Consider the following 12,593-nt stretch of genomic DNA (forward strand, 5'->3'; position numbering starts at 1 on the left):
TACTACACCTACCCGTCTACAAGTCCAACATCAAATTTTATTGTTGTTTCTGATATTGTAGGAATTTGATTTAACATCAGCTGTACATTTGTGTTATTTCCGTTTACAATCAAATTTTTATAATCAGCTACACCCGCGGTATTTGATAAAATAGATGCAATTTTACTATATCGCACTTCACCGTCTTTTATTGCTTGTACAATATATTCAGATATTGACGAAATAAAATTACTCTTTATATCTTCAATTCCAACTGTATTATCCAATTCAATTAAGCCCGAAACACTGATAGCTATAGTTGTTGGTGCTGTAACCTCAAGAATAACTCCGGGCGGTGCAAGCCGTTCGATTGTGGTGGTTTGACCGTCCGTCTTTTTTCCGTCTATCGATAACGGCACTGGTTGCATAATATGATTGTAAACCGCCGCACATAATGTTGTATCTGCAGGAACTCCATTTGAATCAACTATGATAATATTTACAACACCACTATCATCTTCAACATTCGGATTATCTTCAGGACTGATTACAACAGCCTCACCTACTCCGTCAACTTCTAACGCCCAACGTCTGTAATCGTTATCATTTCCGATAAAAGAATTATCCTGTGACTGGTCATATTCCTTGATACGCTCAATAAAATTTTCATCACTTTCCTCATCATAGCCGCCTGTTGTAGCTGTTTCATTTGTAATACTGGATAAACCGACAATTTTATCACTATTAACAGTGATAGTATTTGCCGGAACATTTCCCGATTTTCCCGCTATAGCCGCAATGATATTAACCGTTACCGTTTTATTATCACCTATTGACACATTTTCTGTTGTAACAAACTCCGTTACACTTTCATCAGCGATTTGTGCAGTAGTAAAAACTGTACCTTTGGGGATATTTACACCTATATTACCTATAATCTTGACACTTCCTGTAGCATGCTGTGCCTTTCGTCTTGCCATGCCTCTGCATGCTCCGTGATAATCTGCATATGTACCATAACTAAATTCGGGCCATATCAATCGAAGAGCATTTAGAATACAAAACTGTGCAAAATATGCGTGTTCATATGCCGTTGGATAGGTTAAATTCCAAACGTCCGAACCTTCAGATTTGTCAATATCATTTGGCAGATTATCTCTCATTCGCTTATGTATCTTATTGACATCCGCATTTTTTATAAAATCAGGAATAATAAATTGCGACATATTCTCACCCTCCTACCGTAGCTTTTATATCTATCTCGGCATTATCAATGCCTGTTACCGTACATTCCACCTCAACCGCATCGGTATCAATCCAATTAAACGAAAAATCATCTACTGACTTTGCCCTTTTATAATCATCAGCCATTATCGCCTCTGTTATTTCTTTTTTCAGCATAATTTCTTGTGCAGCTTTATCAGGCAATGCCATAATCAAATCTAAATTAATACCGAAATCAGTTGAATATGAGCTATACGCATATCTGTCTGTTGATATACAATTTTCGCACCATTGTTTAAATGCCTCAACTCCCGACGCAGAAACTAATCTGTGCTGACCGTCACGAACAAAATCACCTGTGTCATAATCGAATTTTAAACTTCTCTTATATCCGACAGGTGTATTTTGTTTAAGGTTATCCAAAGGCACTGTCATGATATTATTTGCCGTTGGAAATAAATTTGCCATAATTAACTCTCCTTCCCTATATCACTGCTACTTACAATAACAGCAACAACAATAGGATCAACATCTATCCAGCATACCAATACTCTGTCGCCCGCTTTGATACGTTCTATCCCCTCTGTGATAGGAATTTTAACAGTGTGACTGTGACCGTCAGATAATGAAGTTACAACTTCAATCTCAGGTTTATAATCTATTGATAATCTCTTATCAATTAAATACTCTCCTTTCGGAATAACCGTATCAAACCTTGCGATTTTAAGTCCAAAATCAGTTGTAATTGTACCATATTCAATTAAAATACTCTTACCATCATTTACAGCGTTATTCATCTGTGCTTGAAGTGTTCGTCCTAATCTATCAAACGCATTCATATAAACACTCCCTTATAACTTACTTTCATCTGCAAGTTCAAAATCAATATTCATTTGTCGATTTATTGCGTTATGCGTGATACTTGTGACAATATATCGAAAATTCATATCTCCTGCTCCCACTTTAACAAGTTCGCCTTTTCTTATCCACGGATTATTTATAGCTGTTACTTCGTATGTTTCTTTAGGTTTTCCGTTTTCATCAAGAATGTATTGACCCTCATCATGGGCATTTTCATATAATGAGTCTTCCGGCTCTTTATCTGATTTTTCATCTTCAGTATCATCACGAATAACCTTTTGAAGTGTTCCCCATTTTTCTGTGTCCCCTTCCAATGTATCTGTGATTGATACTTTTCCGTCATCATCTGCTTTACCTGTAAAAATTATCTTTGTAACAACGTCCTCCATTGAAATGTTACTTGCTGTGGATATTGCATTTTCGCCACGGTTAATTTCGTAAACACGTTCATTTGCATTAGCTCCGTATCTATCTATATAAATAATATCCTCGGCACTGCGTATTACGTATTTTATACCCGTTTTTTTCTTCACACGGTCCAAAAGGTCAGTAAACATAGTAGAAATTTTACCCGAAATAGGCAATTTCTTATGTTCTATAGATTCATAGTTATATACAAGATTGATACCCCATTTGGAGCATATATCATTGAATATATCAACAGTTTTCCAACCGGCAGGGTAATAATAACTATCCTCGCTATTTTGCAGATAAATCAAATTGTCATAGCACGTCAATGATATTATTTTCTTCTGCTTGTTTTGATAATTCTTACGCCATATATACCCTCTGAAAACTTCTCTACACTCTTCTCCGTCATTGGCATATATAAACACCCTATCACACACATTAATTAATTCTGATAGCAAATATTCACCGTTTATACAGTTTACAAGGCTTATCGTTACCTTTTGTGCAAGCTCATTTTTATTTTCGGTAAGTTTTAAATCCGTTGTCACTGCGTCAACAAATACATCTAATTTATCAGAATTAAGAAAATGAATGCTGTATATTGGCGAAGACTTTGATGCCACTCTTACATAATCCATTAACCCCACTCCTAAAAATCGTACAAAAAAAGCACTATTATTTAAAATAGTGCCTTTTACTAAGTCATTATAATATAAAAACCGCCTTGACTTTGTCAAAGCGGTCTAATAGTATTTTGGTGGGTGTGCCCTTTCCCACATTTCTTTTGACCTAAAAGGTGCGTAGCAGCACAATCTCTACTTCAAAATACATATTTATCTTACTTATATTATAACACTTTTATTCCTTTTTGTAAAGTAATTTATTTTTTCTTTCTAATTTACTTAAATTCTTCGAACGAATTCTGTAAAATGTCATTACTGAATTTTTTAAATTCTTAGTATCCGATGTTAAAGATAGTTTACTTACCACATTTAAGTTTGTATTTTCCAACTTCTTTATCATAAATACAGTGTTCTTATTCTTGCAGTCTTTGATAATTTCATCAGGATTCTCAACCGTATCACTTCCATACTTTTTAAACAATTCGTAATCTTCAGGATGTCGCTCTTTAATATGAGTTATACGCTCATTGGTAACGATAATCTCATCGGTTTTCAACGAGCCGAATTCTTGCTCCAACAGATGAGTATTAATTTTACCAAGTTTATTTATCTCAGACACTCTACCACCTCTATCATGTATTATAGCATCATCTTGAGAATTGTCAACTTTTCCTCCATCATTACCGGAGCAAAATCTTCCATTCTTATCATGATTATGATTATACTTTAAAACATTGCATGATAACTTTACTTTTACAACCGTTTGCTTTGGCTTTATAAGTTCACTAAATGAATATGCCATCTTTTTACCCCCTATATGTACTCTTTAGGTAGCCAACCAATGACATATTCACCAACTGGTGTACGTCCTACATCAGAAGATTTATCTGTTATCCTATATCGGCCGAGAATTTCTTTTCCGTCATACAAATAATATGTTCCTGTCACTCTGCCTGCAATACTTTCCGCATCAGACGAAACATATATCGGTGCATTGTTAAGTTCGACTGTTGCACCGGCAGAGTTATCACCAGAAGATGTTCCTGGAATTTTAATAACGGTACCGGGGAATATCCACCAACCTCTTTCCGAGCTACTAAAACCATGCTGTTTTGCGGTGTCCTCGATTACATCTTTGTTTAACTCATAAATTTCTTCCCAACGCAACCCGTCACCGAGATAACATTGTGCGATGCCCCATAATGTATCATTTTCAACTATGGTATATATTGCAGGTGCAGGGTCTTTATCTCTGTCCGTTCCATCAGCAGAATCAGGTTCGGTATTTGTAACGGTAAATGTCGGTTTAACGCAGTCTGTAAACTCTATATAATAATGATAACTGCCAAATCCGTCTTGATATGTAATATCATAATCCGAAAGATGTACATCCATACAAATCGGTGTACCTGTTATCAAAATCGTAAGTACCGTTTTATTAGCTTTCCACATTGAAAACATACCTTGAAAATTGACAGGCGGTTGCCAAGCACCATTTTGCCAAGGCATATTTGCTTGCATTCTACCGGGTAATATACCATCATCCCACCGAATCGAACGTACACCTGTACCAGTAGGCTCTTGAATAGTACCAAGGTCCATTATGTCATATTCGGCAAAATTTTGTCCACCCGAACGGAATTTTATTTTTTGTGGTGTCCACGGTATTGATAAAACGTCATGTGTACCCTTTTCAATTATAAAAATTATACTCTCACAATTTCTCATTCATTATTACCTCCCGAATTAGCAAATGAGGCAGTTAAATGTCGGTCAATTTCATCTGATATTAACTGTGCTATTTCAGGTGCATGTGCCTTTATCTGTTCAACAACATTGCCGTCCTTAGAACCATCAATATTAAACATTATAGACATTGAACCACTTTCAAAATGCACATTTGCACCACTTGTTGAGCCGCCACCTTGTATTTTCTCATTTTCTATGACATCATTATTAAGTCCTGTCGCATAATGAGGAATGCCACGTCCTGATAAAATATCCTTTGTTTCTGATGATGTAAATACTCTATCTCCCGCTGACAGCGGAGCAAGTACATTACGACCTTCATACATCAAAAATTGACCGTTGTGTTCAACCAATTCGCGAGGATCTGCACTTCCGTCATCATTCAAATATGCCAATCCCTCAGGTGCATTACGAGTACCATGTGCAAAATGTCCAAATGTTGTACGATATTCAACTGTACCATATATCTTAGGTGCTACTGTCGGAAAAATACCTGTATATTTAGCTGTGCCTGTTATCTTGGGTACTTCTTTCGGGTATGTTCCGAGTTCATAATTTGCTGTACCATCAACCTTTGCCAAAACGGATAATTCCGAATTATTTTCAGTTATAGTCGATATACTGTCATTTATGGCGGATGATAAACTTGATGTATCAACAGTCCCAGGAACAACCGTAAAATTAGGATGTAATTCAACACTTTCACCCATACTTGCATTAATAGTATCAGTTATCTTTGTACCTATATCTAACCCGCTAAAATCAGTTTCAGCCAAAGAAGAACTAATGCCATTCATTACACTTTCACCTATCGAAATTTGGCTAAAGTCCATATTATCTGCCGATAGACTTGTACTTATTGCAGACATTAAACTCTCGCCAAAACCCAATTTACCAAAATCCATATTGTCCACTGATAAGCTCTCACTTATAGCTGACATTAAGCTTTCGCCAAAGCCTAATTCTTTAAAATCAAGATTATCGGTTGAAAGGCTTTCACTGATTGCTCCCATAAGACTTTCGCCAAAACCAAGTTCTTTGAAATCCATATTATCCGTTGAAAGACTTTCACTGATTGAATCCATAACCGTTTTACCAAGTTCTAAATCCTTTAGTTTTCCGTCTTTAATATTTTCAATACTGCTACTGACAGCATCGAGTACATTCTCTCCTAAATCGTCTGGCAACTCAGTTGATTTTGTATCTTCTTTGGACTGCTCTGTTCCATCGGTTTTGCTTTCTAAAGCCTCTTGTTCCTTGGTGCTATCTTCAACAGCTTGTGCTGCTTTTTCGTCAGTTTCATTCATAGCATCAATCTTTTGGTCTTTATTGTCCTTTATTGCATCTACTGTATCTTTTGCATTTTTTTCGAGTGCATTTTTTGCAGCTTCTGTCGTTTGTTCAATGGCACTTTCTGTATTCCCGCCATTTAGCATTTGCCATATATCAGCAAAATCATCACCCATTTCTTCAGCCATACGCTTGTAATCAGTACCATAGAAATCATTTATGGCTTTATTTGCCTTGATATCACCAGCCATAAGCATTGCCGCATATTTTTCTTGAGCAACGTCATCTCCGCCCATTGCACCAAATTGATATAACCCCATCATCTCATCCAAGTATTGACTTGGGTCTTGATGTTGTAATATTGCAGCTTGATATTGTCGCTCTGCTTGTTCCACCGTAGGTTGCATTTTTTCATATGCTTCTTTTACTACTTCTTTTTCAGCAGTATCTCCGATGTTCATTGAGTGTTCCAATTCACCTTTTGCACCAGCTAAACTACCTTTTTTATCATTGTATCCATTGTATTTTTCATAATTGTCTAATGTTTGTCTAAATGCAGAATGAGATCTATCTCCGTTTAATTGGTCGTTTAATCCTATTAGATGTCCGCCGTACCATGTATCTTTACCATTCCATACATCTGCTAAAACAGAATTATAGTCTTTGCCGTACATATCTTGTGTATTGTTCAACATCGTTTGCAAATAACTTTCTGTTTTACTACTTGTAGCGTCCCACATTGCTTTATCAGCAGAAGTAACATCTGCTCCATTCGCAATAGCTGTTGCTCTCGTTTCAGCTAAATTATACATATCGCTTGTATATTCCGACTGAATATCTTTTATAACACTGTCATAAGCGTCTTTTGATAACATACCATTTTGAACAAGAAATGAATATGTATCGGCTTTTGTTTGGTCTGTGTTTGGTGCAACTTCAGAATATGTCTGTTGCATATTATGTATAGTGCTAAAAACATGACTTTCTTCATCCGGTGAAAACCAATTATCGTTTAATGCTGTCTTTAAATATTTGCTCAGTTCTTTTTTCTGTTTTTTAAAAGTTTCAAAAGCAGTCTTCCATTTGTCAGTTAAGGCAGTTGTATCCCACTGTCCATAGCCAAACAAATCATCATTAACCATAAATGCGTTATACATTTCTTGATTCATTTGATTTTCGATGTCATCCATATAACTGTTGACTTCATCAGCATAAGACGTGAATTCTTGTTGAGGAATATTAAACCCTAAATTTCCTTTTATATCAAGTTTACTTCCGCTTTCAACAACTCCAAAATAAGACGAATTAGTAGTATCTTGTAATGAATATCCTGTTGTCAATGCTTGTTTATGTGCTTGTGATACTTGTGTCTGCCATGAGCCGACCATGTTTTGAACCACTTTACCCAAATCACTTGTCGACATTGCTATATCACCAAATAATTCATCCAGTCGGTCCTGTCTTAATTCTTCAGCCGATTTATGAATTCCAGATATACCGTCAGCAATATCATCACCCCATAGTTGACCAATCAATGCACCTGCTCCAGCTCCGAATAATGTTCCTACTCCGGGAATAAATGAGCCTATTGCAGCACCTGCTCCTATCAAACCGCCTTTTGTTAATCCACGAGTTAAACTACGTTGCATATCATTGCGATTTCCACTGCTATATGCGTCAGTAATATCACTAAAAGCATCCGTTACCCCCGAATACACAGATTGAACACCTAAGTACCTTGTTGCCATACTTTTGCCGAATGATTTTATACTATCTATGGTTTGATTTTCGTTATCGTTCCCATAATCACCAAGCATTTTAGTTGTTTTTTCAATAGCTTTAGTATTTTTATCAACATAATCTTTTTGAAAATGTTCATCTTCATAAGCACCTACTAGTTTTTGCATTGAACTTTCACTGGCATTTTTTGAATATTTAAGTCCGTATTCATCAGCTGACTCTTGCAAATTTTTTAAACTGGCACTCTTTTGCACTTCTGTTTCAAGTTCATCAATGTTATAGAGTCCATAACCTTCTGTTGTTATACCTAATTTTCCAGCATTATCAACAAGTTCATTCCATCTATTTATTTCAGCCGTTGCTTTGCCATTTACTTTAGCGACATGTTCCCAGTCAGTATCAATCGCACATTCTGCTTCGTTTTGGGTTGCGGATTGTGTGCTTGTTTCTGAATTTTTAAAATATTTTTTAAACCAGTCATCATCGCTTAAATCAGCGCCCGACAATTCCCTTGCACTCATTTTTCCGATACTATTTTCAACTGTGTTTATTTTATTGATACTCTTATCAACAGCATTTTCAAGCTCTGATGTATCTGCTTTAAGTTTAATTGGTGATACTCCATCAGCTATATTGTTTACTCTGTCAACAGCTTTGTCGATTTCGTCAGTAGCAGTCTTTGTACCGTCAACTTTACTTAATTTGCCATTTATGCTTTCCATAGCTTTTGAGGCTCTGTCTGTTGCTGTAATATCAACATTAACATTTCTTTTTTCGAGTTTATCGAGTTCGGCATTTAATGCTTTAACTTTACCTGTGGCATTATCTTTAAAATCAGCAACTATTTCAATTTCTATACTTGAATTTGCCATAGTGTCCTCCTTTCCATCAAATTTACATACAAAAAACGGCTATCATTTTTGATAACCGTTCTTTAGGTATTATTTTTCTTTTTACTGACCAGGTAGATATAATATGTAATATTCTCCACCTTCGTAGTCTTTTAATGCTAAATATATTTGGTCCTTTTTATCTTTGAAAAAGTACGCTGGACGTTCATTTAAAGAAACCTTATTCTCCCAACTGAATTTTTCCAAAACTTTAAATGTTATTTGAGTATTAACTAAAACTTTCTGAAGTTCTCTATTTTCATCCTGAACAGCTATCTCTTTAGTTGGTATCTGCTTTATTGTATAATTATACTCGGCTGATGAACCACCTATAAATAAGCAAGCAACAGGAGGCTCATTCAACACTTCTGAATCCCTTGACGTAACCCATGTCGGATATGATTCTGTTTGTTTTACAAGTGGTTTAAAGCTTAGTTGAGCTGGAATTTCTGCTTCTTTTACTGCAAAAGGAAAATCAAAGTTTTCTTCATCTGTGACTTTGTTATATATCTCTGATAACGATTTTTGGATATTGGTTTCAAGTATGGTATTTTGCTCAGACAACGTATTATATAACTCTTCATATTGGGTATATTCTGACTCTGATATAGCTTTTTCAGCCTTATCTTTAGTAGTATCCAATTTTGAAGTATCATAAGTCTTTGAGAAATAGTTTTTCTTTAAATTGTTTGAATTTTCAACAGTTTCCGTCAACAGTGTGTAATACTTATTATATTTATCTATCTCTGCAGATATTTTATCGTACAAATCTGTCGCTTGATTTCTCACTTCGGATAGTTTTGATAGTTGCTTATTCTCAAAAGCAATTTTGCTTTCTGATTCAATGTCAGAAATATCTTTCTTATAATCAGGATTAAAATACACCTCGTTCTCAAGATGTGACAAATTCGTCAGTTGCTCCCGTATATCTGTATTATATTTTTCCAAAGTAATTTTACGATACTGAAAAAAGCCAATCACTCCTATTGTAGCTAATATAGCCACAATTACAGATATTATAATAAAAATTTTTATTTTTTCCTTTTTCATATGCAAACCTCCCTTTTGTATAATTTTAGCAAATAGAAGAAGATTTGTCAACTATTTTGCTTTGTAGGGAAGTTTCCAAGCACAATAGGCATTTTACGTTCATTCTTGGCTTTTTCCATGAATGCAAATACTACTTTTTGTTCACCCTCTGTCAGTCGCATTATTTCATTTGGAAATGTACGAAATCCCGAATACACAAAAATATCATACAAATTCCGCATTAATGGACTGACTTCTATCAGTTTTTTATGTAGTCTTCTTCGTCAACGACATCCTCACCGTCAAATCCGCTGAGTTTAAGAACTTCTTCAACTATTTTTGACTTTGTGCCTGCATTAAGCAGAATATCGACACAGTCAGCCTCATCAAAGATATTGAATTTCTGCTTTATGTCATTGTTACCCCAAATTCTCTGTTTATCTTCATCAACCGTAGCTGTATAAATCAGATTATTATGATATTCCGTTGTACTTCTTTCACCCGAAATTTTAGGATATTTCGGACCTGCTGGATTAGAAATTTGCTTTGTTGCCTTTTTTGCCGCCGCTTGTATTTCGCTTTGTGATAATCCTCTTATTCTAAATGAAAATAGTGGCTCACCACTTTGCTTTTTTACAAATATTTTTTTTGTATTATCTTCGTTGCCTGTTTTATAATCTGCCGCTTCAAGCAATGCCTTAACAATACTCTTTTCGTCTTGTTCAAAATTTGTTGAAGACTCAAGACCTGTTACATTTGTATTTTCTTTATTTACCATTTTTATTACCTCCGCATATATAAATTAAAAATTTTTATAACTTAAAAATGGCTCGTCCTCTCAAACCAAGAACGAGCCATTTTTTATGTGATTAGTTGTAAAGGTGCTTTGCTGCCATTTCTGAAATCATCTTTGGAATAGAATTCAATCTGAATGAGTTTGCTCTCTTGATTACATCACCAGGAGTTAAACTCATCAAGTCAATCGTTCCGTTTGGTACGGCATTGTTAAATGCTATACGTCCCTCACTGCTGCCATCAGGCTTAGTATTAACACCTTGAAAATTGTATACCGGAAGGTATCCATTTTGTATTGCAGTAAGTAACGGTGCCATTATAACATCATCTCTGATTACCGCTTCGGTATATGTCAAATCAAATGTTACACCTGTCGGAACAGTTCCCACCAAAATTGAACCAACACCTTGATATTCAGCAGTGTTTACATTCATTGCAACTTTAAACTCATTGATTTCAGCAAGAAATGTATTAACACCATTAACTTCAACAAATAATTTTCCGTCTTTACCTGTCATTAATTCAGTTGTATCTAATGTACTGTTGTTTCCAGCTGCCATTTTTATTCCCTCCAATCATTAAGAATTTTCGCTGTATTTCCATTTGTAATGAATGAAAATACGCTCTAATGTATCAACATCAACTGCATTGACTACGAAATAGCCATAATCGGCGCCGTACCCCTTATTGGTATCAAGCTTAAATGTAGGGTCAATAAGCTTGCCCTCGTCAGCCATGGTATCAAGCACAGCTTGACCACGTTGGATAACATTTGCAATACCGTCTTTTGTACCATTGACTTTTCCGATTAATTTATCCATTTCACAGTCCAAGCGATAGAATGTTTCATGTCTTACTTTTGCTCGTTTGATTTTCTTCCAGCCGTTATCCTGTTTTTCTTCATCAGGATTAATCAGTGTATTAACACCGCTGTCAAAAACAACCTTGCCGTCTGCATTAACAGATAGTAGTAACAATCCGTTTCTTACCGCATTTTCGTATTGGCTGTTCTTTAGTCGTTCTGTAAGTTTTGCCGCACCAGGCATTTCTGTACGAACGATACTTTTACTTGATGGCGTTGCAGCTATAACACCTGCCGCCTTGGCTATTGCCTCAGGTCCGCTGACAGTTTCACCGTCAGAATTGATAAAATCGCTTGCAAAATAAACAATAGGATAATTGTCTATCTTAGACGCATTCTCCATTCTCTTGTTTATATCTACACTACCCTTATCACCTATAACAGCAATAGCAAGATTACCGTCTTTAAATGACGTATTGATATATTCTATCAGCAATGCTTGTACATCCGAATCGACTGTATCCAGTGCGATTGTGTTATAGTAATACGGCTCAAATGCTTCAAATGCCGTACTGTAATCGGCTGTCGTAGCGGTAGGATTTTCGCCGCCCTCAAACGGTTGCTGTGAAACGTCTGTAATAGCGTCTGTAACACCATCTTCAGCCTTTGCAGTAATGTAATTACTCTGAACATCTTCAACGGCTTTTTCCAACGCTTTTGGCTCACCTGTACCGGAAGTGAATGTGATTGTTTCAACCTCTTTTGCACCGTCATAAATTACAAGTTCTCTTGTACTCTCTGCACCCAACTTATCTCGTACTGATACAGTAAATTCATGCGTTCCAGGATATTTAAGTGTCAATGTAACTGCCTTTGTTTCATTCGACTTTAGCTCAATCTTGCCGCTCTTACCGCCTGTTCCTAAACGAACTAAGTACAACTTATCTAAGCCGCCATCCATATAAGCCTCTGCCACACTCATTGTACCGCCTGTGCCATATGTATTTTTCATAGTAACATCAGATGTTCCAATTTCATGAATGGTGACTTCATTCAGCGGTCCCCAATCAGATTTAATAGGCAATGCTCCTATACCGTCTAAAGCAGACGCTACCGCATTGTTGACATTACCGTTACTTGAACGTCTGTAAACACCGGCACGAGGGTACTCCTTACCGTCTTCATAAACATATCCCATGC

At 36.0% G+C, this 12,593-nt stretch carries 12 protein-coding genes; all 12 read right to left on the reverse strand.

Annotated features, from left to right (window positions below):
- Nucleotides 1–8 precede the first annotated feature (8 nt).
- The 12 genes from LKE05_RS08040 to LKE05_RS08095 all read right to left on the reverse strand — a co-directional run bounded on the left by LKE05_RS08040 (nucleotide 9) and on the right by LKE05_RS08095 (nucleotide 12,591).
- Nucleotides 9–1,205, reverse strand: a complete 1,197-nt coding sequence (locus LKE05_RS08040) for a baseplate J/gp47 family protein (protein ID WP_308456481.1) — start codon at nucleotides 1,203–1,205, stop codon at nucleotides 9–11.
- A 4-nt stretch (nucleotides 1,206–1,209) separates the two neighbouring features.
- On the reverse strand, nucleotides 1,210–1,671 hold the full coding sequence (locus tag LKE05_RS08045; RefSeq protein WP_308456482.1) for a DUF2634 domain-containing protein: 462 nt from the start codon (nucleotides 1,669–1,671) through the stop codon (nucleotides 1,210–1,212).
- A gap of 2 nt (nucleotides 1,672–1,673) precedes the next feature.
- A complete protein-coding gene (locus LKE05_RS08050; protein WP_308456483.1) occupies nucleotides 1,674–2,042 on the reverse strand; it encodes a DUF2577 family protein in 369 nt (122 codons plus the stop codon).
- A gap of 12 nt (nucleotides 2,043–2,054) precedes the next feature.
- Nucleotides 2,055–3,113: an XkdQ/YqbQ family protein gene (locus LKE05_RS08055; RefSeq protein WP_308456484.1), complete on the reverse strand. Its 1,059-nt coding sequence runs from the start codon at nucleotides 3,111–3,113 to the stop codon at nucleotides 2,055–2,057.
- A gap of 220 nt (nucleotides 3,114–3,333) precedes the next feature.
- Nucleotides 3,334–3,900, reverse strand: coding sequence for a PBECR2 nuclease fold domain-containing protein (locus tag LKE05_RS08060; protein WP_308456485.1), 567 nt, complete (start codon nucleotides 3,898–3,900; stop codon nucleotides 3,334–3,336).
- A gap of 11 nt (nucleotides 3,901–3,911) precedes the next feature.
- Complete coding sequence (locus LKE05_RS08065; protein WP_147514326.1) at nucleotides 3,912–4,826, reverse strand: LysM peptidoglycan-binding domain-containing protein; 915 nt, start codon at nucleotides 4,824–4,826, stop codon at nucleotides 3,912–3,914.
- Nucleotides 4,823–8,749 carry a hypothetical protein gene (locus LKE05_RS08070; RefSeq protein ID WP_308456486.1) on the reverse strand — a complete coding sequence of 1,309 codons (3,927 nt, stop codon included), beginning with the start codon at nucleotides 8,747–8,749 and terminating at the stop codon, nucleotides 4,823–4,825. Before LKE05_RS08070 ends, LKE05_RS08065 begins: the two co-directional genes overlap by 4 nt.
- 81 nt (nucleotides 8,750–8,830) lie before the next feature.
- On the reverse strand, nucleotides 8,831–9,817 hold the full coding sequence (locus tag LKE05_RS08075; protein ID WP_308456487.1) for a hypothetical protein: 987 nt from the start codon (nucleotides 9,815–9,817) through the stop codon (nucleotides 8,831–8,833).
- Between the two features lie 47 nt (nucleotides 9,818–9,864).
- On the reverse strand, nucleotides 9,865–10,038 hold the full coding sequence (locus LKE05_RS08080) for a hypothetical protein (RefSeq protein ID WP_308456488.1): 174 nt from the start codon (nucleotides 10,036–10,038) through the stop codon (nucleotides 9,865–9,867).
- 17 nt (nucleotides 10,039–10,055) lie between these two features.
- Entirely contained in the window at nucleotides 10,056–10,574 is a 519-nt protein-coding gene (locus tag LKE05_RS08085; protein ID WP_308456489.1) for a phage tail assembly chaperone, read from the reverse strand.
- A gap of 91 nt (nucleotides 10,575–10,665) precedes the next feature.
- Nucleotides 10,666–11,151, reverse strand: coding sequence for a phage tail tube protein (locus tag LKE05_RS08090; RefSeq protein WP_308456490.1), 486 nt, complete (start codon nucleotides 11,149–11,151; stop codon nucleotides 10,666–10,668).
- 18 nt (nucleotides 11,152–11,169) lie between these two features.
- The gene (locus LKE05_RS08095; protein WP_308456491.1) at nucleotides 11,170–12,591 is read right to left on the reverse strand and encodes a phage tail sheath subtilisin-like domain-containing protein; all 1,422 of its coding nucleotides are present in this window, start codon (nucleotides 12,589–12,591) and stop codon (nucleotides 11,170–11,172) included.
- Nucleotides 12,592–12,593: the final 2 nt, after the last annotated feature.

Source organism: Hominilimicola fabiformis (assembly GCF_020687385.1).
Taxonomy (GTDB): domain Bacteria; phylum Bacillota; class Clostridia; order UBA1381; family UBA1381; genus Hominilimicola; species Hominilimicola fabiformis.